Genomic DNA, 20,201 nt, shown 5'->3' with positions numbered 1-20,201 from the left:
ACAAGAATAATGTGGTTTTCCCTTGTGCTACCTAAACCTACGATTCGTATGGAGATGTGGGCGATCGTGGAGCCCACCCGCAATGACAAGGCCACAACGTACTAGAGGGAGATACTCGAGTGACAGATCATTCACTAAAGGGCAAGACTGTTCTTATCACCGGTGGCGGCAAGAATCTAGGTGGTCTCATTGCCCGGGATCTGGTCGCCAACGGCGCTGGTGCGGTCGCGATCCACTACAACAGCCCGTCGAGCAAGGATGCCGCGGATGAGACGGTGGCTGCCCTCCAAGCGGCCGGAGCGAAGGCAGTGGCGTTCCAGGGAGACCTGACCACCGGGGACGCGGTAAGCAAACTGTTCGCAGATACCGTTGAAGCGATTGGGCGTCCCGACATCGCGATCAACACCGTCGGCAAGGTCATCAAGAAGCCGTTCACCGAGATCACCGAGGAGGAGTACGACTCCGCGAGCGCGGTGAACGCCAAGTCCGCTTTCCTGTTCCTCAAGGAGGCCGGGAAGCATGTCAACGACAACGGCAAGATCGTCACGCTGGTGACGTCGCTGCTGGGGGCGTATACCCCGTTCTACGCGGCCTACGCGGGGACCAAGGCGCCTGTCGAGCACTTCACCCGCGCCGCTTCGAAGGAATTCGGGGAGCGCGGCATTTCGGTGACCGCCGTGGGCCCGGGTCCGATGGACACCCCGTTCTTCTACCCGGCCGAGGGTGAAGACGCGGTGGCGTACCACAAGACGGCTGCCGCACTCTCGCCGTTCTCGAAGACCGGACTGACCGATATCGAAGACATCGCTCCGTTCATCCGGTTCCTCGTCAGCGACGGTTGGTGGATCACCGGGCAGACCATCCTGATCAACGGTGGCTACACCACGAAGTAGTCACCGGTTGCGATAGCGACCCCTATAGCTCTATGAGCAGCTGACCACCGCCGAGTGTCGACTTGTCGGGCGAAAGTGCGAGTCGACGGCGCGACAAGTCGACACTCGGCGCGGATTATGGTGACTGCATGACGGGTGCTCTTGATGGGATCCGGGTGCTGGAGTTGGGCACCCTGATCGCCGGGCCTTTCGCAGGGCGGTTACTCGGGGATATGGGCGCCGAGGTGCTCAAAATCGAGCCGCCCGGTGCGCCGGATCCGCTGCGGACGTGGGGGCAGGCCGAGGTCGATGGGCACCATGTTTTCTGGACGGTGCACGCACGCAACAAAAAGGCCATCACTCTGGATCTGCGGACCGAGCCCGGACACGCGCTGTTCCTCGATCTCGTCGAGAAGTCGGATGTGATCGTCGAGAACTTCCGGCCCGGCACCCTGGAGAAATGGGGCCTTGGCTACGACGTTCTGGCCGAACGCAACAAGGGCATCGTCTTGGTTCGTGTTTCCGGTTACGGGCAGACCGGTCCGGACGCGCACAAGGCCGGATACGCCTCGGTGGCCGAGGCCGCCAGTGGGTTGCGGCATCTCAACGGCTTTCCGGGCGGTCCGCCGCCCCGGATGGCGCTCTCGATCGGCGACACCCTTGCCGGGATGTTCGCCGCCCAGGGTGCGCTGGCCGCGCTGTACCGGCGAACCGTCACCGGCCGCGGACAGATCGTCGACACGGCACTGACCGAGAGTTGTTTGGCAGTGCAGGAATCCACCATTCCTGATTACGACGTGGGTGGGGTGGTGCGTGGCCCGTCGGGAACCCGGCTGGAGGGCATTGCGCCATCGAACATCTATCAGAGCGCGGACGGCAGCTGGGTGGTCATCGCGGCCAATCAAGACACCGTGTTCCGCAGGCTGTGCGAAGCGATGGATCAGCCGCAGCTGAGCACTGATGAGCGCTTTGTCGATCACGTTGCGCGGGGCCGCAATCAGGACGAACTCGACGCGATCATCGCCGAATGGGCGGCTGGGCGTCTACCCGCCGACATCATCGACGTGCTCAGTGCGGCCGGTGTCATCGCAGGCCCTATCAACACCGTCGCCGATGTGGTGCAGGACCCACAGCTCAAGGCCCGAGAGATGCTCGTCGAACATTTCGATGAACGGCTCGACCGGTCGGTGCTGGGGCCCGGCGTGGTCCCGGTGCTGTCCGAATCGCCGGGCGGTGTCCGCAACGCCGGCCCGGCCCGGCCCGGCCAGCACAACGAGGACGTCTTTGGGGGACTGCTGGGCAGGAGCGCCGACGATATCGAAAAGTTGCGGGCCGAGGGGGTCGTATGATTCTGCCTGCCCACGTCACTATCCGCGAGGTCCTGCTGCGGGACGGACTTCAGCTTGAGGCACCGATCTCGTTGGCGGACAAGCTGACACTGCTCGATGCGATAGCGGCGACAGGGGTGCGAGAGGTGGAGGCCACCGCATTCGTCTCACCCTCCAAGATGCCGGCGCTGGCCGACGCCGCCGAGTTGTCGGCGCAGCTGCACAACTACCCGGATATCGAATTCTCTGCCCTCATCGCCAGCCCCAACGGCGCCAAGCGTGCCCTGGCGGCGGGACTGACCTCGCTGGAGTATGTGGTTTCGGCATCCGATGGACACAGTCGAGCCAACGTCGGCACTAGCAGCGCCGAGGCCACCGCGCGCATCGAGGAAATCGTGGCGCTCGCCCGTGAAGCCAATGCCACGGTGGAGGTGATAGTGGCCTGTTCATGGGACTGCCCCTTCGACGGGCCCACCCCGGAACATCGAGTGCTCGACATCGTGCGCCGAGCCCGCGATTGGGGGGTGGACCGTTACGCCGTTGCCGACACCATCGGCACTACGACACCGCGCCGCGTCGCGAATCTCGTTGCGGCGGTGCGGCCCATCGTCGGTGATGCACCGCTGGGCGCACATTTTCACAACACCCGTGGATCTGGTTTGGCCAGCGCGTACGCCGCTGTGCAATCCGGAGTGACGCGGCTGGACTCCTCGATCGGCGGACTCGGTGGCTGCCCGTTCGCGCCGGGCGCGACCGGCAACATCGCCACCGAGGATCTGGTGTATCTGCTGCGGGACAGCGGTATCGGCGTCGATGTGGACCTCGAAGCCGCGATCGCGGCCGCCCGGGTGGTGCAATCGGTCGTCGGGCACGAGGTGCCCAGTGCCTTGTTGCGTGCCGGTGATCGGGTGCTGAACTAGATCGCCGGTTTCAGCGGGTTGTGCTCGGCGTAAATCTGCTCGATGCGCGCCTCGTCGATGCGGTTGCGGACCTGTTGTGACTCGTGGGTATCCCGGATGACCTTGGCCAGCCCGAAGCAACTGGTGACCAAGAACAGGGTGCACACCGCGAGGAACGCGCGGGGCCACGGTGATATCGGTAGGTAGACGATGCCGCCCAGCGTGGAGGCGAATGCGACCGCGAAGGCGATTGCGGACTGAACGTAGTACGCCGTGGAGGCGCGGACGGTGGGCTCCGATGTGCTCATGAGACCACGGTGGCAGCTGAGGCCCGATAGGGCATGAGTAGAGCTACCCGAATTGTCGACGCAAGTTTGCGTGCGGGCCGCCGGTAGCGATACGGGGTTGGGTCACAAGAAATGGGCGCCTCAGACTGGCTTCGGTCACGAACTTGTGCGATTGCGCTTCTGTGGGTGCTGGTAGGAGGGCTAGCTTGCTAACTGACTCGCGAGTCAGTTAATGGCAACTCGTACTCAAGGAGGACCATGTCCACTCCGGTGCTGATCGGGATCGTCGTGGGAGTGCTGGCCCTCGGGGGCTTGCTGGGGGCTGTGGTGCTCTTCGCCCTGGCTTCCGGCGACAGCGGGCCGCGACGCTTCGGGGTGACCATGCCGGACACCGACTTTTTCGACAAGGGGGCATCGTTCGCTGTCACCGCGCAGGTCACCGTGCCGGGGCCTGTCGAGCGGGTGTGGACTCAGGTCTCCGAGGGCGGCTACCTGGAGACGATTCCCTTTGTGTCCGGCCCGGTGAGATCGGGTGACCAGGTGGTGACTCGCACTCCGCTGTTCGCGATCACCGAGAAGGTAGTTCACAGCGAAGAGGGCCTCAAGCTGGTCGCGATCGGGACCGGTGTTTCGGTTCCCTTGGTTCTCAAGGCATTCGGTGAGCGTTGGGAGCTCGCCGCTGATGGGAACAAGGTGCTGGTGCGCTGGACAGTGGCGTTCACTCCGAAGTGGGTGGGATGGTTCCCGTTGCGCTGGACGGCGTTCGCGGTGCGCCCCTTCCTGCGGACGCTGTTGTTCCTGGCTATCCGTTAGCGGCGGCCCGCGACAGCGGGACGTCTCCGAGCACGATCCCGCTGAACATAGTGGCGATCGTATCGGCGACTTCTGTCATTGTCGTTGCGGGATCATCGGATTCGGCGATGATGCTGTTGGCGGTGACAAACATGGTCATGAGCATCCGGGCGGCCATATGGGTGTGCACGCCGGCCTTCAGTTCATGACGAGCGGCAAGAGTCTCCATGAGTGTGACCAAGGGAGGCAGCACGATGGTCTCGTCGATGTGGCGGTAGGTCTCCTCGCCGAGGACCATCGGCGCTTGGCGCATGAGCTCCCGGTAGGTCCTGTCGTCACGCGATCGGGACAGGTACACCCATGCTGACGTGGCGGCGACCTGCGGGCCGTTGGCGCCGGGTTTGTCCAGGAGGCGGATGGCCGTGGTGACGGTATCGGCGGTCTCGGTCAGGCATTCGGTGAGCAGGGCGCTGAACATCGCTTGCTTGTCGGAGAAGTGGTAGTAGAACGTGCCCTTGCTGACTTCGATGCTGCTGACGATGTCGTCGACGGTCACGCTGTTGTAGCCGGTCGTCGTGAAATGCCGGCGCGCGGAATCCAGAAGGTCCGAACGAGTCTGTTCTGCGTACATCTGCCGCCGTGTCGCCATGCAGGCAGTTTAGTCAGATGCCGACTCAAGGTCGGTTTCTGAACGAGCAGTACTACCAGACCAATCGAGCTAGATAGGTTTGTGCGTACCGCCGTACCGCCACGGTATCGGTGATATCGAGTACGCCGGCGCGGTTGGTGAGCAGGGAACCAACCAGTCGCACAAGGATTTCCGACACCGCCAGCACCGCGTCATCGGGCATTGTGGCGCCGCTGTGCCGCAGGCTGGACGCCACCAGCGCGCTGGCTCGCACAATGGCCTTCTCGCCAGAAGGCGTGTTGAGGCCGATGACGAGTTCGGGTTCGTTCTCGATGATGGTGCCCGCTAGCCGGCTTTCCATGATGAGCCGCATGGCCAGCGTGAAGCACTCGACGATGGCGCCCTGGGCATCCTGGCCGTTGGCGGCGACGGCGAGCTGGCCGAAGATGCCCAGACTCTCTGCCTCGATGAGGTGCTCGAACAGCGCTTCCTTGGTGGGGAAGCGACGGTAGAGGGTGCGGCGGCTCACCCCGGCGCGACGTGCGATGGCGTCCATGTTGGCGCGGCGCATACCGTGCCGCTCGAACTCAATGCGGGCGGCATCGAGTACGGCATCGGTGGGTGGGGCGCTGGTCACCCCCACGAGTGTGGTCATGCCGCCCGGTTGTATAGCGGGCGGGGGTCGACTCCTTCACGATTCCAGCCCTCGGACGCCCACGGCAGGTACAGCGCCCGCACCGGCAGCCTGTTGAACAACGGGTTCAATGCGCGCATGACCGTGGCGAAGCGCTGGAAGTTGCGTTCCTTCTTGTCGCTCCACTCCAGTCGGCAGACCTGCTTCATCTGCGGCGGGAGCGTTCCGACGACGACCGTCCGGATGAAGGCGTTCAGTGGCGCCGACAGCAGACGCCACAGCGGCTTGGGAATCTGCTTGGGCCCGGGCACGCCCTGGCGGATGTAACCCGTCGCGTAGAGGATCGTCTTTGTCGGCACGAACCGGTCGAACATGCCCTCCATGTAGGTGACGAACTCGTCGTACGTCTGCGGCTGATTGCGTGCACTGACCCCGTAGAGGCTGTACCAGACCTTGCTCTCCTCGAAGATCCGCACCTTCTCGGCGTAGGAGAGACGCCGGATGAATGTGTCGGTGATGTACAAGACCTGATCGACGAAAGTCGCATGCGCCCAATAGAAGAGCTCGGGATTGAGTGCGTGGTAACGCGATCCGTCGCTGATGGTTCCGGTGATCGGCTTGTGGAAATCACGCACCATCCGCCCCCACTTCTGTGGGTCCGCCGAGTAGATGGTCTTCATGATGGGCGGCCCGGAGCGGCGTGCGCGGCCAAGGGTGTCGGTGAAGATCACCGAATGGTCCTCGACCGCCTTACCCAGCTGTTCGATGCAGTTCTCGGTGCCGGCGAGCCGCTGAAAGCCGAGTACGCCACGGACATCCCCGTAGAACTTCCACACCAGGGAGTCGGCGCCCAGCCGCGGGGTTTCCACGGAGTCGTCCGCAGGGTCTTCTACGGGCATGGGGATTGCTTCCCGGAGCCCCTCGTCGAGGCTGACGGGACGGGTGATGGCGCTCTGATCAACCATGAGCACCACGCTAACTCAATGGCACAAAAGTGCGCAAGTGTGCCATTGAGAGGGTTTGGGCCTACTGGTTGAGAAGGAAGCCCAGCTTCTCTCGGTTCTGCTCAAACCAGGCGGCCTCGGCGCCTGCCTCGGGGAAAATGAGCCCGGCTTCCATGACTGCGGAGGCGTCCTGTTCGGAAATGCTCAGGACGAGTTCCTCCTCCGGCTGGCCCGTCAGCTCGTGCCAGGCGGACGAGAGTTCACGGAGCAGTTGTTGACGTTGTTCCAGGGAACGCCCTGAACGGATAGTGCCTGCGATGAAGGTGGTGTCGCTTTCCGGTTTTCCCGCCAGATAGTGGTGGCCTGGTTGGTATTCATTGAAGACCACGTGGACGAATACCGCCGGAGCGCCGGTGATTTCGCAGTGAATACGTGTGAATTCCTGGGCGATGGTCTGCCGCACCTCGTCGGTGAGGCTCTCCGCGCGTGTTATGCACTGGTAGAGAGGCATATCGCGTATTCCTTGTCCTCAGTCGGTGAAATCGATGCGCACCGATATGGGGGTGGTCTCCAGTGCCTTGACCACCCGGGCGCCGACGGCCCCGAACTTGCGGCCCCGCGCGACGACATCGTCATCGGGCCGGAACTGGGCGGTTCCGGTACGCCACCGGTTTCCCTGCTTCAGGCGGACATTGGGATTCGCGGCAATATTGCTGCCCCAGCCCGAGCGGGTGCCGTGCTGGCTGATCACCCACGCGCCTGTCGCATCGAATTGGACCGAGACCGGGACCCGCCGTAGCTGGCCGGTCTTGCGTCCGGTGGTTTCCAGCTCCGAGGCGAGCGCTGTGCGCAGACCAAGCTTCGTCAGGGCCGAGACGGCAGGGTTGAGCAGGTAACGGCCCATGGCGCGCTCTCTGCGGAACTTGCGCAGTGTCTTGTCCGTCATGAACTTCTCCTTCTCCGAAAGGCGTCGACCCCGTTGTTCTTGAGGAGTCGAAGTGCCGTGATCCACGGGCCGATGGTGGGGTCCGGGTCGGTCCCCGCGCCCAGGCGGTGCAGTTGGGTGTTATGCCACTGGAGTTCCAGTGCGCTCAGGAAAGACTTCGCCCTGCCGGTCGATGCCAGCCAGCCAGGTAGGGGCAGTGAAGCATCCGGAACGGTCAGCTTGTCCTTACGCGCCGTCAGCAGGCTGTCGGCGGACTCGGGATTGACAGTTGTCGGGCGTCCGAGCCCCACGACATCGCAATCGCCCGATCGGATGGCGTCGGACATGGCGGCTTCCGTGCGGAAACCTCCTGTTACGGCGATCGGGACGTCACCGGCCGCCTCGCGGGCGGTGCGGGCGTACTCGAGGAAGTAGGCCTCGCGGGCCTGGGTCGACGCCGATGTCACCAGCGGCCTGCCCTCCATCGCCGGTGATTCGTAAGTACCACCGCTGATTTCGATGAGGTCGACCTCTTCGGAGGCGAGTGCCGCGATGACTGCCCGCGACTCTTCCTCGGTGAAGCCTCCACGCTGGAAGTCTGCGGAGTTGAGCTTGATGGCGACCGAGAAGCCGGGGCTCACCGCCGCCCGCGTGCGGCGGACAACCTCGAGAACGAAACGCATCCGATGTTCCGGGTCGCCTCCCCACCGGTCGGTGCGCCGATTGGTACGTGGCGACAGGAACTGTGCCACCAGATAGCCGTGTGCGCCGTGGATCTGAACACCGTCGAACCCGGCCGCATCGGCGATCGACGCCGTGGTCGCGTACCGGTCGATGATGTTCTCGATCTCGTCATCGGTGAGTTCACGTGGCGCTTGCCATCCGGGGACGTTCATCTTGATCGCGGACGGTGCCACCGGCTGGGACGCCGTGGCGAGCGGGTTGGCTTGCCGCCCTGGGTGGTTCACCTGCATCCAGATCAGGCCGCCGCCATCCTTGGTTGCCTTAGCCCAACGCGACAGGCCATCGAGATGCCGGTCGTCTTCGATGACCACATTTCCTGGCTCACCCAGGTGGCTGCGGTCAACCATCACATTGCCGGTGACGACGAGGCCGAACCCGCCGGTGCCCCAGCGGCGGTACAACTCGACGAGCCGGTGGTCGGGTCCCTGAGAGGTGTCGCCGAGGCCCTCGCTGAGGGCCGACTTCATCAGTCGATTGCGCAGTACCTGGCCCGAGGCCAGTGGAAGAGGATCGTGTAGGTCTGCCACTCGGCCGACGGTAGTACACCGATTGGTTTACCGCAATGTTCCGATAAATGCCCGGGCCCGGCGGCGACTCGGTAGACTGAGCGGTATAGTTAACACCTGACAAGTTGGGAGGCGGGCAGGATGTCGGCACGTGACACGTTGATCGCTAGCGTGACGGGTCTGGTGCGGCGCCGGGGCGTCGCGGGAACCGGTCTCAACGCACTGCTGGAAGACAGCGGTGTGTCACGGAGAACCATCTACCTCAACTTTCCCGGCGGTAAGCAGGAACTGGTCGCCGAGGCGACCCGCCTCGCGGGACAAGAGCTGACGGCCATCATCAAGGCGGCCGGTGACGATATCGATCCGGCACACGGCATTCAGTTGTTCATCGAACTGTGGAAGGCGCAACTCGGCGAAACCGAGATGCAGGCGGGGTGCCCGATCGTCGCCGCCGTGCTGGGACGCACCGAGGCGCCCGAGGCCTCGGCGGTGGCGGCGGATGCATTCGAGGATTGGCAGGCCATTCTCACCGAGCGGCTTACGCGCTATCACGTGGCTGCCGAGGCGGCACGCTCGCTGGCCCGGACCATGATCGCGGCGATCGAAGGCGCCGTCATCATGTCGATCGCCGCGCAGTCGACGGAGACGCTCGACGACGTCGGTGAGCGGCTGGCAGAGCTCATCAGGCTGTACGTCCCCGCCGGCACCGCGCCGTAATCCTCCACCACGCAAGAGCCGCCAGTAGGGTCTGCTGATGCGTGCATGGAGCGTGGTGCTCACCATCCCGGTGGTAGCACTGCTGCTACAGCCGCTATGGGCGCCGCGGTGGGGATCGGGAATTCTCGGGGAAATCACCGCAACCGGCCCAGTGGCAGCGGTGACCACCATCGTGACGTTCTTCGGCCTGGTGGCTCTCTATTGCCTTACCCTGCAGCGCATTCTCGTGCGCCTGCCCAAATGGGGGCGCACGCGGTCTCCTCGGTCGGTGTGGTTGATGTTCGCCCTGCCCTTCAACTTCGTTGAAGATTTCTTCATCGTCAACGACATCGCCGGAAGCGTTGCGGCATCGCCGACCATTAGCGATATCAATCGAAATATCTGGCGTGCAACGGGTTTAGCGTGGTGCGCATTGCAAATCGTTTCACTGCTCCCCGGGCCGCTTGGATTGGTTGGCGGTGCGCTCGCGATGCCGGTGTGGCTGGGCAACTGGATTCACGCCGGGAGCATTGCCCGGACGCTATCGCGCGCGCCCCTTTCCCGTGATCAGCGGTAGGTCCAAAGTAGTGCGGATACCCGCATCGGCTGCGACGACGGCAGGTACCGCGTTGACCACGCGCATCGCCGTCGCGATCAGATTGGCGTAGTTGTGATCACCGTGTGCGCTGAACGATCCCAAATCCAGTATGTAGCTGGGCTCCCCGGTGATCTCGACACGATAGGTGCCACCCTCGTGTGCGGGCTGTGGCCAGTCCGGCGCTAGATCCTCGCGCAGGCGGGTGAAGTGCTCAAGGACCGTCACCACCTTGCCGCCCTTCATCCCACGAACCTCGAAGTGCAGCGCGGCCATGGTGCCCGCAGGGATATGTCCCGATGAGATATCGAAATCCTCAGGTGCGGATAGCTTTTCGTACTTCTCGGTGACCTCGTCCAATTCGATGCCCAGACCGGCCGCGAGCTGCCTCACCACCGAACCCCAGGCCAGCGACAGTACTCCCGGCTGCAGCAAGAGGGGGGTCTCGTCCATCGGCCTACCAAAGCCCATGACGTCGAACATCACCGTTGCGCTGTCGTACGTCGCGTAGTCGACGATCTCGATACAGCGCACCTGATCGACGTGCTGGCAGGTACCCATGAGCGCCAGCGGCAGCAGGTCGTTGGCAAAACCAGGATCGATACCACCGACAAAGATCGACGAGCTGCCTTCCCGTGCTGCGGCTTCGATGGGTTCCAGCATGTTATCCGGCAGGACGCCCCACGGATACTGCAGAAACACCGGCGCGCTGGCGGCGACGTTGATACCGGCTGCCAGGATCGAGCGCAAGTCCTCGATCGCCTCCATCAGGCGGTTGTCGGTCATAGCGGTGTACACCACGCAGTCGGGCTTGAGTGCCAAGATCTCGGTGGCATCGGTGGTCGCGGCGACACCGGTGGTGGTGGCGAGCCCGGCCAGCTCACCGGCGTCTTTTCCGGCCTTGTTGGCTCCGGACACCCATACGCCGACGAGTTCCATGGTCGGGTCGGTGATTACCCCGGCGAGCGCATGCTGGCCGACATTTCCTGTGCCCCAGACGGCTACACGTGTCTTCGTCATATCAGGTTCCTTCTGGAAGAAGTCAGGCGAGGTCGGGTAGGGGAATGTCGAGATTGGGTGCGATGAGGCCGCCATCGACTTCGAGGACCTTGCCGGTGAGAAAGCTGCCGGCTGGCGATGCGAGATAGATTGCGGCCGCCGCGATATCGGCCGGATCGCCCAGCCGGTGCAGTGGCGTGTTCTTTTCGAGAGTCCCGCGCACTTCGTCGTTGCCCGCCACGACCTCCAGTGCAGAGGTGAGTATAGAGCCGGGGGCGATGCCGTTGACGCGGATTCTCGGACTCAAATCCATTGCAGCCGTGCGGGTGTAATGCGCAAGCGCACCCTTGGCGGTGCAGTATCCGAGGAAGGCGCGGCCCGGAAGCCGGCCCATGGTGGACGTGATGTTGATGACCGAAGCGTTGTCAGACTTGAGTAGGTGCGGCACCGCGGTACGTAACAGTGCGTGACCGTTGAGAACATTGAAGGAGAAGGCCTCGGCGAGGTCGTCGTTAGTGGTGTCCAAGAAGGGTTTCGGCGTGGTGCCGCCCACATTGTTGACCACGATGTCGAGTCGCCCGAACCGGTCGACGGCCTTCTGTGCCAGGGAGGCGGATGCTTCGGTATCGGACAGATCGGCCACGACGACCTCGGCCTGGCGTCCCGCGGCAGCCACCTTCGCGGCGACCTCGTGCAGTTGGGATTCGGTACGCGAGGCGATCAGCACATCGGCACCCGCCTGCGCGAAGGCCTCCGCGATCGCCGCGCCCAGTCCGCGACCCGCGCCGGTAACGATCGCGACGTTGCCGTCGAGCCTAAAGCGGTCCAGAATCATGTCTACCTCCGTGTCGAATATTCGACTACCTTGGGGCGAATAGTCGATGCACTGTAGACCTGGGCACTGCAACGCGCAAGAGGGAGGGAACCTATGCCGACCATTTCACCGCCGACCGCACGCGTCATAAGAATCGTGGAAATGCTCGCTACTGCAACACAACCCAAATCGCTGAGCGAGATCGCCGCAAGTACAGGTATTCCCCGTGCCACCGCCACCGCCGTGGTGAACGAGCTGGAATCGGCGGGATGGTTGACGCGCGATGGTGAGCTTCGTTATCGGGTTGGGCCGGCGATGCCACGTGCGGTTGAGGCGACCATGCCCCGCGAGGTTCAGGACGTGCTGGGCCGAATCGCCGGGGCAGCGCAGGCGGGGGCGACCATCAGCCGAATCAGTCCGAAGACATTGACGATCGTCGCCAAGGCGCAAGCGGGACACAGGGCTGTCACCGGATTCGCGGTCGGGCAGACGATACCTCTGGCCTTTCCCGCGGGTTCGGCCGTGATGCCCTGGCGTTCATCGGAAGAACGCGCGCAGTGGCTCGACACCGCCCGCGGCTTGAGCGCGCGTTCCGGCCAGCGGCTTCTGCGGCAGGTTTCCGACTGCGGATACGTGATCTACCGCCCCGACCATGACGACACCGGGATGGTTGATCTGCTCTCGGATCTGCTCGGTTCGGTGGGCTCGGAGGTGATGGAGGCGGCGCTCCGCGAACGGTTGTTGCGACAGCTGTCCCGGCTCACCTCGCGTCTGTACTCGCGCGACGAGCTGGTATCCGACGATGTGCTGCCGATCAGCTATCTAGCGGCGCCCATCTTCGTGGGTGCCGATGCCTCCTACGAACTTCAGCTGGGGCCGCTGCTGCCCAGTGCGACCCGCGCGGAGCGAGAAGTACTGATTACGACGTTGACCCGGGGGGCCCGGGAGCTGTCGGGGCTGATGACGCTCTAGCGGACTGTCCGGATAGGTGCCGTTGCAACACCGAATCACTCAAACGTCAGGTTCAGGATCTGGGTGCCTATGCCACTAAACCCATTCAGCGACCTCGCCGTCGCGATGTCTTAGTGCTCTGCGTTTGGGTTGACGCAGCCGGGACAGCGCGGCGCTCCACAGCAGGCGGGCACCGGAGCTCATCTCGGCAGGCTTGAACATTCCGTGTTTAGCCATCAACGCATGGGCACGTGTCTTGGTTTTCAGCGTCGCCTTGCTCATGTGTCCAGAATCGAATGGGGGCTGCGGGTCGTACTCGATGGCGAGCTGAGTTGCCTCGGCATGCGCGACCCCGGCGACCTCGGCGGCCACGGACAGCCCCAAGTCGATTCCGGCGGAAACACCGGCAGCGGTAATGATCTTGCCGTCCTTCACGATGCGCTCGTGAGAATCCGGACGAGCGCGGAAGGGGGCGAGAAGGTCAAGGGCCCGCCAGTGCGAGGTAGCCCTTCTACCTTCCAGAAGCCCTGCGGCAGCCAGGATTACCGACCCGCTGCACACCGAAACTGTGTGGATGGTGGTTTCGTGGACTGCCCGCAGCCACGCCAACAACTTCTCGTCTCTGGCGGTGGACATCGTCGATGTGGCGGAGCCGGGGACCAGGACGATGTCGGGTGTGGGCGTCTCGGCGAACGAATGCGTCGCGCCGAGAAAGAGCACGCCGGAGTCGGTGGCGATGGGCCCGGGTTCGTGCCACACGAAACGTAGTTCGGCATCCGGCAGAATCCGGAGCACTTCGTAGGGCCCGACCATGTCTAGCGCGGTCATACCGGGGTAGGTGACAAATGCGATCTGCATGAGAGTTCTCTTTCGGGATCGAAAGGACGGGGTGATTGGGTCAGTGCGTGTTGCCCAGATACGCGTCGAGGTCGATTTCGATCTTCAGTTGCGGCAGCATCAGACTGGCCACGCGCACCATCGTGGCTGCCGGTGGGTGGTCCCCACCGAAGACTTCTTTGAAGGCCCGCGAGATGGCGTCGGCGTCATCGGTCTCCGTATAGAAGATCCGGACGCGAACCACGTCGGATGGTTGCGCCCCTACACGCTTGGCCGTGGCCAACACATCGCGGAATGCGGCGCGGGCCTGCCCCACCGAATCCTCTTGTTCGAGGGACACATGGCCTGAGACCAGAACCCACGGCCCGGCGACAACTGCCTTGGTGTATCCATAATCGACTTCCCAGGGAGCATCCTGCGGCAGGCGGTGAATCATGCTGTAATTCCCTAACTTTGTGTGGTCGGTATGCGGACGATTGGCTATGTGCCGGTGGGTTGCAATGGCAGTTCATGTGCCGGGCGAGGGCGTGCGAAACGTTCGCGATACTCCCCCGGGGCCACTCCGAGCGAGCGCTGAAATGCGCGGTAAAGGGTTTCGGGCCTTGGCATTCCCACCGCGAGACCCACCCGATCCAGCGGGTAGTCAGTGGTCTCCAGCAGTCGACGTGCGGCGGCGACGCGTGCGGTCTCGACATAGCGAGCGGGTGTCACACCGACCTCTGAGGCGAAGACACGCGAGAAGTTGCGGGTACTCATCTGCGATTGTTTGGCGAGAGCGTCCAGCGAGAGGTCCGAGGCGAGGTTTTCCTCGATCCATATCTGTAGCGCCCGCAGCGGTTCCTTGCGCGGCGGCAACGACGCGACCGGTGCGCTGAACTGACTCTGACCGCCGGGCCTGTGCAGATAGACGACCAACCAACGCGATACCTCGCGCGCGAGGTCGGGGCCGTGATCGGCGCTGATCAACGCGATCGCAAGATCAATGCCGGCGGTCACCCCAGCGGAGGTCCAGATCGGGCCGTCCTGGACGTAGATGCGGTCCGGGGCCACGCTGGCCTCGGGGTATCGCTCGGCGAGCAAGGCACCCCCCGCCCAATGTGTGGTGACTGTCCGCCCGTTCAATAGATCGGCCTCCGCGAGCAGAAACGCGCCCGCGCACACCCCTGCCACGCGCCGGGAGCGTCGCGCGACACGCTGTATCTCTCCCACTAACGCTGGGTCCTTTACTGCGTGGTCGAATGACAGCCCCCCGGTGACCACCAAGGTGTCGATATCGGCATCGAGATCGTCGATACGAGACGCGTTGACTTGCAAGCCGTTCAAGGCTCGAACAGGTCCGGCTTGGGTGGCGACCACCTCGACGTCGTACAGGGGCTTGCCGCTGAGAACCGCGGCGGCACTGAAGACATCGGCTGGTCCGGCCAGGTCCAGCATCTGGAACCCGTCGTACACCACCAGCTTGACCTGACGAGGAGAAGGAGCCATGCATCCATCGTGAGCCCGGGACGCCGTGGCGTCTACGTCACGTCTATTGCAATTCACGCCATGGTGCAGGTTGGCGCGAATTGACATAAGTGTGTCGTGGCTACCGGCTGCATCGCCGTCGAGGATGAGATTGTGCATGACACTTTTCGTGCCGGACCTCCGCTGATCCCGGCTCAGCAACTTGCGCCTCCGCGTTCAGTCCATGACGATCCCGGTACGAACGCCGGCCGACGGCTGACTGGGTGGTCGGCGATCGTCGCGGCAGTGCTGGCATGGTTCACCGTCGTCGCCGTGGGAATCACCACCGGCGGTACCGAGCTTCTGTTCGATCCACGCGAAGCGCTGAACATGTCGCAGAGTTCGGCGCAGTGGTTCCGGGCAGGCATGCTGGCTGACAGCCTCGGCTTCTATTTCTCCTTCGTGGTCGTCGGGGGATACCTGTGGTCGCGGTTTCGGTCACGGGGGCAGGCGCGGGCAGACATGGCAGTGCTCGCCATCGTGATTTATGCCCTACTGGGCATTGCTGGTGCCGTGATCCAGTTCGCCACGATCGACCCGCTGATGGCGGCTCATGATTCCCCCGACGCCGCCGTGCGAGCCGGGGCGGAAAGTGCTTGGCTCGCAATCGTGTACGCGACGCAGCGCGGTCTGTGGTGGTTCGAGGGGCCGGCCATGGCGATCTGGGCCTTGTTTACCGGATCGCAGCTGCGTGGTTCTGGATTCAAGTCCTGGTGGTTACTCGTGACGGCGGGGCTGTTGTACGCGGCGTACTTTGTGACCGGCGGCTTCGGGGCCCTCGAAGCGATGAAGTTGGTGGAAGCTGTCGCGGTGATCATCCTTCCGCTGTGGCTCCTCGTCTTCGGGGTAGCACTACTTCGGAATCGGGAGAACATTCCGCCTATCTCATTGCGTGCTAGCGCTTCTCGGTGGGTAACGGGCAAGCTGCTGCGTCCTATCCTGACCTCCGAGGCTGCACCGGCCACCAAACGCGCACAACTCAACCGCGTCGCGCGATTCAACGTGCTCGCCAGCCGGTCCGGCACGCACGTGACACACCAGGATTTGGACGGCGTGCCGGTTGAGTGGGTACGTTCCCGGAAAGGCTTCCGCGAGTATCTGATTATCTATTTCCATGGTGGCGGTTACGTGGTGGGCTCGCCGCTCACCCACCGCAACCTGACCGCCAAGCTTGCCAAAGAGTGCCGTGCCGAGGTCGCGGTCGTGGACTATCGGTTGGCTCCCGAACACCCGTTCCCGGCCGCACCGCATGATGCTCTGACTGTTTACAAAGCTCTTCTCGCCGACGGCACTCCTGCCGAAAAGATCGTTCTGGCGGGGGATTCCGCGGGCGCCGGACTCGTGCTCGCGTGCGCTATCCAGGCGCGCGATGCAGGTCTTCCGATGCCTTCCGCGCTGATTTGCCTATCACCATGGAGCGACCTGTCACTATCCGGAATCAGCGTCGCCACCAACGAGTCAACCGATGCTCTACTGACGGTGAAGTCGTTGACAGATGCAGGCCAGGCCTACCTGGCGGGCGAGAACCCCGGCGACCCGCTCGCGTCCCCGCAGTTCGCCGATCTAAGCGGTCTGCCTCCAACGCTGATTCAGGTGACAGACGCCGAAATTCTCTACAGCGACGCGGTGGACCTGGCTGCGGCTGCCGATGCTGCGGGCGTGGAAACCAAACTCGATGTCTCGCCGGGCCTCTGGCATGTCTGGCACATGTCCGCCGGACAAATGCCCGAGGCTGACGAGGCCATCAGACGGATGGCCGGATTCATCGCACAACGGTCCCGGCCTTGAACTGAGGCGGTTAAAAGTAAGTTGTACAAGGCTTTTGAGTCTGATTCGTTCGGTTTGAAGACTGAGAGGCGTTAACTTGGATATAAGTCAATTACCGGTCGAACGTGTACATCAAGAGATTGACGCGTTGTTCCGTCGCGACGCCGATGTGTTCGGCGAGGACCTTGCAGCGTACCGAGGCCATGTTCAGCGAGTCGCTGGTCTCATTGGCTTGCAGTTTCCCGTGGGCGTAGAGACATGCCGACCTGTAGCGGTCGCTGTGTACTTCCATGACTCGGCGGTTTGGTATGACCAGACCTGGGATTATCTTCCTCAATCACGCCGGCGAGCACTGGCAGAGCTGCGACCCGAAGAACAAGGGTTCTCGTCGGTAGTTGATGCGATGATCGACGAACATCACCGAATACGCCGCGCCAGACATCCGCACCCTCTGGTCGAGGCGATGCGGAGAGCAGATGCTGCTGACATCACCGGCATACCGGCGTTGGCCCGCGTGCGCCGGGATGAGTATGGGCAACTGCTCACCCGTTACCCCCGTGCTGGCTTCCACCGCGTGCTTCTCCGAGCTTGGCGCCGTGGGGTTCGTGAAAGCGTCTTTCGACCTGCACCGATGCTCAAATTTTGAGGCACTGATCCGGGGCCGGGAGCTGTTGGGGCTGATGACGCTCTAGCCGGCAGTGACGACAGGAACGCCCTCGGATGGTTGCACGATGACGAATCCCTGGCCCTGGAATGAGACTTGGAGTGCCTCGCCCGAACCGCGGCCGATGAGGGCGCCGGCCTTGAAGCTCGTCTTGAGCTGTGTCTGAAGGTTGGCCGACCACGCCACCACGGCGTTCGTGTCGGCGAATGTCGGCGCCTCTGCGGCATTGAGCACCACCGGCGGACCGTCGGTAGTCAAGGCCACCCACCCTGTTCCCCTCAATGTCGTGTTGAACAGGCCGCCGGTGACCATGCTGGCGCCCTTGACCCGCTCGATGTTCCAGTTCAGGCCTGCCGAGAAGGCCAGCACGTTCTTGCCGCTGATCGAAAGGCCCGCGTTGTTGAGGTTTAGTAGATGAACGTCGAAGGCGCGCTCGGCCAGGAATACGTCGCCCTGGCCCGAACACCGCATGAGCGGCAAGCCTTCTCCGGTGAGTGCCTTCTTCAAGAACTTCGCCGCACCGCCGCCTTCGAAGGCGAAATCGACATTGCCCTGGTAGGCCACCATTGATCCTTGACGCGCCAGGAATGGCTCGCCAAGACGAACGCGCAACAGTTTGGCGTTCTGGTTCGAGATTGGTTTCGCCTCATTCTCGCTAAAGCGGCCGTCCACCAAATCTCCACTGATACCTGAGAATTGGTCCCCGAGAGGTTGGGCCTGTGCTGCCGGTTGTGCGGCTTGGGTTGATGGGCTGGGCTGTGGGGCGGCCGGTGCGGAGCCTCCGAGCGGAGCTGAACTGACTTTTCCCTGATGGGCTACCTGATCCGTCCAGCGGTGACCGTCGTGCCAGCGGAACTCGAATCGTCCGTCGGGGTCGGGTTGCCAGCTTCCCGGGTTCGGAGTCGTCATAGACCCCAACCTAGTCGGCGGCTAGCGCTGTTCAATCAAAATTGTGGGGACTGCCAGCCCTGGATCTTTGACCGTCGCGACTCTGGTGCCTGGCTTGTGGCCGTCTCGGATGGCACTGAGAGTGACGTCGGCATCCGTTAGCCGAGCATGCGAGGCGTCAATATCATTGGTGCGCCAGGCGATTCCCCACAGTGAGTCGGGTCCGGCGGGGTCGTCATCGCGCAGCACCACCTCAACCACCAGGCCCGCGCAGCGGAAAAACAGTTGGTGTACGCCCCACGACTGCATGCGGTCCAGGCGCAGATCGAAGCCGAGCCGTCCGCAGAGCGTCGCGATGATCCTGTCACGATTGGGGGAGAACAGCACCAGGTGATCGATCTGCTCGCTCGCCGGGGCCGCGTGTGTTGTCGGTCGCGCGCGTAGTCCCAGGGTGAGTCCGTCGGCCTGTCCTGCTACGAGCTCTCCGTGCGAGGCCAGTGCTAGGCCGCGGCGATCGACCGTCCGCGCCGCGGACGACAGGTCTGCGACGCCGAACAGCAACCCGGGGTACGTTGCCCAATCCGGGAGCCCGAGATGGAGCTGGGGGTGCGGAGTGTCGGTTCCGAGCAGCCGCGCATAGGCAGCCTTTGCGTCAGCGAGATTTGGAACGTCGAGAAGCACCGAGTCCAGTTCGGTGATCATCAGAACATTTCCTCCCTGCCGGACCGGGGTCCGTTTCGGCATACTGACGATATGCGCTTTCAGCTTCTCGACATTGTCTTCTATCTGCCGAACCCCGCCACGGGGGCATTGGCGCCCGCCGCCGACCGGCTGAACCGCGTGGTCGAGACCGCGGTCTTGGCTGAAAGCCTGGGTTTGGATTCCTTTGCAGTCGGGGAGCGGCATGCGGGAGACGTGCTGTCTTCGGCGCCCACGGTACTGCTGGGAGCGGTGGCTGCGGCGACCGAACGGATCCTGTTGTCCACCGGCGTTACGGTGCTCTCCCTCTTGGACCCGGTGCGTGCGGCGGAGGACTTCGCCACCATCGACCAGCTGAGCCGCGGCCGGCTCGAGATCGTCATCGGGAAGGGCAATGAAGACCGGCAGTACCCGTTGATGGGGCTGGATATCGCCAAGCAGTATGAGTACTTGCAAGAGAATTATGAGCTGCTACGGCGGCTACTGCGCGAGGAACACGTCGACTGGACGGGCACGCACCGGCATCCGCTGGCCGACGCGACAACCCTGCCCAGGCCGTACGACGGGCCGTTCCGGATCTGGCATGGGTCGGCGACCTCGACGTTCGCGGTTGAACTCGCCGCGAAGTGGGGCGATCCGATAGTCACAGCAAATGCCTTGCAGCCCAAGGAGAACTACAAGATTCTCATCGACAGGTACCGGGAGCTGTACGCGCAGAACGGGCACGACCCGGCCAATCTGCACGTGGGTGCGGGTTCGGGAGGGCTCTACCTGGCGGATACAACCAAACAGGCCATCGCGCAGTACCGGCCGATCTACGAGGCACGCCTGGCGCAGATGGCCAAGCTCAAGGACCACCCGAAGGCCGTTGGCAAGTTTCCTTCCTTCGAATCCATCGAGGACGCGGCGGATCGCGGCCCGGTGCTGGCCGGTTCGCCGGAACGCGTGGCCGAGAAGATCATCCAGTGGCATGAGGCCTTCGGCCACGAGTTCCAGTCGATTTCGTTGAGCCCTGAGGCCGACTTCGAGGAGCAGAAGGACACCCTGCGCCGATTCGCCGAAGAGGTGGTCCCGCTGGTGAAGGCGGAGATCACGTCGACGTTGTGGGGTGCGCAGGACGCGCAGCGGGCCAAGGGATTCACCGCAGTCTGAGGGGCATCCGTCGCGGGCAGCGCCTGTAAGGCCATTGACCCTGGTGCAGCGGGGCAGGAGCGCGTTCTTGCCCAAAA

General features: G+C 63.4%; 25 protein-coding genes. 9 read left to right on the top strand and 16 right to left on the bottom strand.

From position 1 onward, the window contains the following. The first annotated feature begins 119 nt into the window (after positions 1-119). The 3 genes from AOT87_RS25900 to AOT87_RS25890 all read left to right on the top strand — a co-directional run bounded on the left by AOT87_RS25900 (position 120) and on the right by AOT87_RS25890 (position 3,120). Entirely contained in the window at positions 120-893 is a 774-nt protein-coding gene (locus AOT87_RS25900) for an SDR family oxidoreductase (RefSeq protein ID WP_057967545.1), read from the top strand. 128 nt (positions 894-1,021) lie between these two features. After that, the gene (locus AOT87_RS25895; protein WP_057967544.1) at positions 1,022-2,221 is read left to right on the top strand and encodes a CoA transferase; all 1,200 of its coding nucleotides are present in this window, start codon (positions 1,022-1,024) and stop codon (positions 2,219-2,221) included. Then, positions 2,218-3,120, top strand: a complete 903-nt coding sequence (locus AOT87_RS25890; RefSeq protein WP_057967543.1) for a hydroxymethylglutaryl-CoA lyase — start codon at positions 2,218-2,220, stop codon at positions 3,118-3,120. Before AOT87_RS25895 ends, AOT87_RS25890 begins: the two co-directional genes overlap by 4 nt. On the opposite strand, the gene AOT87_RS25885 is transcribed toward AOT87_RS25890, so the two are convergent. Beyond that, positions 3,117-3,407 carry a YiaA/YiaB family inner membrane protein gene (locus tag AOT87_RS25885; RefSeq protein ID WP_057967542.1) on the bottom strand — a complete coding sequence of 97 codons (291 nt, stop codon included), beginning with the start codon at positions 3,405-3,407 and terminating at the stop codon, positions 3,117-3,119. The two genes, AOT87_RS25890 and AOT87_RS25885, sit on opposite strands and share 4 nt — an antisense overlap. A gap of 237 nt (positions 3,408-3,644) precedes the next feature. Here AOT87_RS25885 and AOT87_RS25880 point away from each other — a divergent pair, with 237 nt between their 5' ends. After that, complete coding sequence (locus AOT87_RS25880; RefSeq protein ID WP_030097484.1) at positions 3,645-4,199, top strand: SRPBCC family protein; 555 nt, start codon at positions 3,645-3,647, stop codon at positions 4,197-4,199. On the opposite strand, the gene AOT87_RS25875 is transcribed toward AOT87_RS25880, so the two are convergent. The 6 genes from AOT87_RS25875 to AOT87_RS25850 all read right to left on the bottom strand — a co-directional run bounded on the left by AOT87_RS25875 (position 4,189) and on the right by AOT87_RS25850 (position 8,580). Continuing rightward, a complete protein-coding gene (locus AOT87_RS25875) occupies positions 4,189-4,809 on the bottom strand; it encodes a TetR/AcrR family transcriptional regulator (protein ID WP_030097483.1) in 621 nt (206 codons plus the stop codon). The two genes, AOT87_RS25880 and AOT87_RS25875, sit on opposite strands and share 11 nt — an antisense overlap. A 70-nt stretch (positions 4,810-4,879) precedes the next feature. Beyond that, positions 4,880-5,461 carry a helix-turn-helix domain-containing protein gene (locus AOT87_RS25870; RefSeq protein ID WP_057980225.1) on the bottom strand — a complete coding sequence of 194 codons (582 nt, stop codon included), beginning with the start codon at positions 5,459-5,461 and terminating at the stop codon, positions 4,880-4,882. Then, a complete protein-coding gene (locus tag AOT87_RS25865; RefSeq protein WP_030097481.1) occupies positions 5,458-6,405 on the bottom strand; it encodes an oxygenase MpaB family protein in 948 nt (315 codons plus the stop codon). The genes AOT87_RS25870 and AOT87_RS25865 overlap by 4 nt, the downstream gene beginning before the upstream one ends. 61 nt (positions 6,406-6,466) lie before the next feature. Beyond that, positions 6,467-6,895 (bottom strand): tautomerase family protein, encoded by a 429-nt coding sequence (locus tag AOT87_RS25860; protein WP_030097480.1) that lies wholly within the window; start codon positions 6,893-6,895, stop codon positions 6,467-6,469. An 18-nt stretch (positions 6,896-6,913) separates the two neighbouring features. Next, positions 6,914-7,330 carry a nitroreductase family deazaflavin-dependent oxidoreductase gene (locus AOT87_RS25855; RefSeq protein ID WP_030097479.1) on the bottom strand — a complete coding sequence of 139 codons (417 nt, stop codon included), beginning with the start codon at positions 7,328-7,330 and terminating at the stop codon, positions 6,914-6,916. Beyond that, positions 7,327-8,580 carry an NADH:flavin oxidoreductase/NADH oxidase family protein gene (locus AOT87_RS25850; protein WP_030097478.1) on the bottom strand — a complete coding sequence of 418 codons (1,254 nt, stop codon included), beginning with the start codon at positions 8,578-8,580 and terminating at the stop codon, positions 7,327-7,329. The genes AOT87_RS25855 and AOT87_RS25850 overlap by 4 nt, the downstream gene beginning before the upstream one ends. 120 nt (positions 8,581-8,700) lie before the next feature. On the opposite strand from AOT87_RS25850, the gene AOT87_RS25845 reads away from it, so the two are divergent. Together AOT87_RS25845 and AOT87_RS25840 are read left to right on the top strand one after the other, a co-directional pair. Next, positions 8,701-9,276: a TetR/AcrR family transcriptional regulator gene (locus AOT87_RS25845; protein ID WP_030097477.1), complete on the top strand. Its 576-nt coding sequence runs from the start codon at positions 8,701-8,703 to the stop codon at positions 9,274-9,276. A gap of 37 nt (positions 9,277-9,313) precedes the next feature. Further along, positions 9,314-9,832, top strand: a complete 519-nt coding sequence (locus AOT87_RS25840) for a hypothetical protein (protein ID WP_057967541.1) — start codon at positions 9,314-9,316, stop codon at positions 9,830-9,832. Here AOT87_RS25840 and AOT87_RS25835 read toward each other — a convergent pair. Both AOT87_RS25835 and AOT87_RS25830 read right to left on the bottom strand, forming a co-directional pair. After that, positions 9,797-10,870 (bottom strand): diacylglycerol kinase, encoded by a 1,074-nt coding sequence (locus AOT87_RS25835; RefSeq protein ID WP_057967540.1) that lies wholly within the window; start codon positions 10,868-10,870, stop codon positions 9,797-9,799. The genes AOT87_RS25840 and AOT87_RS25835 overlap by 36 nt on opposite strands. Before the next feature lie 22 nt (positions 10,871-10,892). Continuing rightward, a complete protein-coding gene (locus AOT87_RS25830; protein ID WP_057967539.1) occupies positions 10,893-11,684 on the bottom strand; it encodes an SDR family oxidoreductase in 792 nt (263 codons plus the stop codon). A 93-nt stretch (positions 11,685-11,777) separates the two neighbouring features. Here AOT87_RS25830 and AOT87_RS25825 point away from each other — a divergent pair, with 93 nt between their 5' ends. Beyond that, positions 11,778-12,635, top strand: a complete 858-nt coding sequence (locus AOT87_RS25825; protein WP_081343248.1) for a helix-turn-helix domain-containing protein — start codon at positions 11,778-11,780, stop codon at positions 12,633-12,635. A 75-nt stretch (positions 12,636-12,710) separates the two neighbouring features. Here the strand turns inward: AOT87_RS25825 and AOT87_RS25820 are convergent, their stop codons facing one another. The 3 genes from AOT87_RS25820 to AOT87_RS25810 are packed head-to-tail and all read right to left on the bottom strand — an operon-like array spanning position 12,711 to position 14,936. Beyond that, positions 12,711-13,472: a DJ-1/PfpI family protein gene (locus tag AOT87_RS25820; RefSeq protein WP_057967537.1), complete on the bottom strand. Its 762-nt coding sequence runs from the start codon at positions 13,470-13,472 to the stop codon at positions 12,711-12,713. Between the two features lie 40 nt (positions 13,473-13,512). Then, positions 13,513-13,887, bottom strand: a complete 375-nt coding sequence (locus tag AOT87_RS25815; protein ID WP_057967536.1) for a Rid family hydrolase — start codon at positions 13,885-13,887, stop codon at positions 13,513-13,515. A gap of 44 nt (positions 13,888-13,931) precedes the next feature. After that, the gene (locus AOT87_RS25810; protein WP_057965573.1) at positions 13,932-14,936 is read right to left on the bottom strand and encodes a GlxA family transcriptional regulator; all 1,005 of its coding nucleotides are present in this window, start codon (positions 14,934-14,936) and stop codon (positions 13,932-13,934) included. Between the two features lie 96 nt (positions 14,937-15,032). On the opposite strand from AOT87_RS25810, the gene AOT87_RS25805 reads away from it, so the two are divergent. Further along, positions 15,033-16,742, top strand: a complete 1,710-nt coding sequence (locus tag AOT87_RS25805; RefSeq protein WP_057967535.1) for an alpha/beta hydrolase fold domain-containing protein — start codon at positions 15,033-15,035, stop codon at positions 16,740-16,742. Positions 16,743-16,833: 91 nt separating this feature from the next. On the opposite strand, the gene AOT87_RS28910 is transcribed toward AOT87_RS25805, so the two are convergent. From AOT87_RS28910 to AOT87_RS25790, 4 genes are all read right to left on the bottom strand, one after another. Continuing rightward, complete coding sequence (locus AOT87_RS28910; protein ID WP_057965571.1) at positions 16,834-17,013, bottom strand: hypothetical protein; 180 nt, start codon at positions 17,011-17,013, stop codon at positions 16,834-16,836. A gap of 45 nt (positions 17,014-17,058) precedes the next feature. Beyond that, complete coding sequence (locus tag AOT87_RS28905) at positions 17,059-17,292, bottom strand: hypothetical protein (RefSeq protein WP_157859034.1); 234 nt, start codon at positions 17,290-17,292, stop codon at positions 17,059-17,061. A gap of 117 nt (positions 17,293-17,409) precedes the next feature. Further along, the gene (locus tag AOT87_RS25795) at positions 17,410-18,294 is read right to left on the bottom strand and encodes an AIM24 family protein (protein ID WP_030097466.1); all 885 of its coding nucleotides are present in this window, start codon (positions 18,292-18,294) and stop codon (positions 17,410-17,412) included. Positions 18,295-18,315: 21 nt separating this feature from the next. Then, the gene (locus AOT87_RS25790) at positions 18,316-18,975 is read right to left on the bottom strand and encodes a VOC family protein (protein ID WP_057967628.1); all 660 of its coding nucleotides are present in this window, start codon (positions 18,973-18,975) and stop codon (positions 18,316-18,318) included. A gap of 51 nt (positions 18,976-19,026) precedes the next feature. Between AOT87_RS25790 and AOT87_RS25785 the strand changes: the two genes are divergently transcribed. Beyond that, complete coding sequence (locus AOT87_RS25785; RefSeq protein ID WP_030097464.1) at positions 19,027-20,124, top strand: LLM class flavin-dependent oxidoreductase; 1,098 nt, start codon at positions 19,027-19,029, stop codon at positions 20,122-20,124. Positions 20,125-20,201 lie beyond the last annotated feature (77 nt).

This window comes from Mycobacteroides sp. H003 (assembly GCF_001440135.1).
Lineage (GTDB): Bacteria > Actinomycetota > Actinomycetes > Mycobacteriales > Mycobacteriaceae > Mycobacterium > Mycobacterium gwanakae.
This window is presented reverse-complemented; position numbering and strand designations above follow the sequence as displayed.

Coding starts and splice junctions, on each gene's coding strand:
- AOT87_RS25895 (WP_057967544.1), top strand. CDS start 1,022: ATGACGGGTGCTCTTGATGGGATCCGGGTGCTGGAGTTGGGCACCCTG.
- AOT87_RS25890 (WP_057967543.1), top strand. CDS start 2,218: ATGATTCTGCCTGCCCACGTCACTATCCGCGAGGTCCTGCTGCGGGAC.
- AOT87_RS25885 (WP_057967542.1), bottom strand. CDS start 3,407: ATGAGCACATCGGAGCCCACCGTCCGCGCCTCCACGGCGTACTACGTT.
- AOT87_RS25880 (WP_030097484.1), top strand. CDS start 3,645: ATGTCCACTCCGGTGCTGATCGGGATCGTCGTGGGAGTGCTGGCCCTC.
- AOT87_RS25875 (WP_030097483.1), bottom strand. CDS start 4,809: ATGTACGCAGAACAGACTCGTTCGGACCTTCTGGATTCCGCGCGCCGG.
- AOT87_RS25870 (WP_057980225.1), bottom strand. CDS start 5,461: ATGACCACACTCGTGGGGGTGACCAGCGCCCCACCCACCGATGCCGTA.
- AOT87_RS25865 (WP_030097481.1), bottom strand. CDS start 6,405: ATGGTTGATCAGAGCGCCATCACCCGTCCCGTCAGCCTCGACGAGGGG.
- AOT87_RS25860 (WP_030097480.1), bottom strand. CDS start 6,895: ATGCCTCTCTACCAGTGCATAACACGCGCGGAGAGCCTCACCGACGAG.
- AOT87_RS25855 (WP_030097479.1), bottom strand. CDS start 7,330: ATGACGGACAAGACACTGCGCAAGTTCCGCAGAGAGCGCGCCATGGGC.
- AOT87_RS25845 (WP_030097477.1), top strand. CDS start 8,701: ATGTCGGCACGTGACACGTTGATCGCTAGCGTGACGGGTCTGGTGCGG.
- AOT87_RS25840 (WP_057967541.1), top strand. CDS start 9,314: ATGCGTGCATGGAGCGTGGTGCTCACCATCCCGGTGGTAGCACTGCTG.
- AOT87_RS25835 (WP_057967540.1), bottom strand. CDS start 10,870: ATGACGAAGACACGTGTAGCCGTCTGGGGCACAGGAAATGTCGGCCAG.
- AOT87_RS25830 (WP_057967539.1), bottom strand. CDS start 11,684: ATGATTCTGGACCGCTTTAGGCTCGACGGCAACGTCGCGATCGTTACC.
- AOT87_RS25825 (WP_081343248.1), top strand. CDS start 11,778: ATGCCGACCATTTCACCGCCGACCGCACGCGTCATAAGAATCGTGGAA.
- AOT87_RS25820 (WP_057967537.1), bottom strand. CDS start 13,472: ATGCAGATCGCATTTGTCACCTACCCCGGTATGACCGCGCTAGACATG.
- AOT87_RS25815 (WP_057967536.1), bottom strand. CDS start 13,887: ATGATTCACCGCCTGCCGCAGGATGCTCCCTGGGAAGTCGATTATGGA.
- AOT87_RS25810 (WP_057965573.1), bottom strand. CDS start 14,936: ATGGCTCCTTCTCCTCGTCAGGTCAAGCTGGTGGTGTACGACGGGTTC.
- AOT87_RS28910 (WP_057965571.1), bottom strand. CDS start 17,013: ATGGAAGTACACAGCGACCGCTACAGGTCGGCATGTCTCTACGCCCAC.
- AOT87_RS25795 (WP_030097466.1), bottom strand. CDS start 18,294: ATGACGACTCCGAACCCGGGAAGCTGGCAACCCGACCCCGACGGACGA.
- AOT87_RS25790 (WP_057967628.1), bottom strand. CDS start 18,975: ATGATCACCGAACTGGACTCGGTGCTTCTCGACGTTCCAAATCTCGCT.
- AOT87_RS25785 (WP_030097464.1), top strand. CDS start 19,027: ATGCGCTTTCAGCTTCTCGACATTGTCTTCTATCTGCCGAACCCCGCC.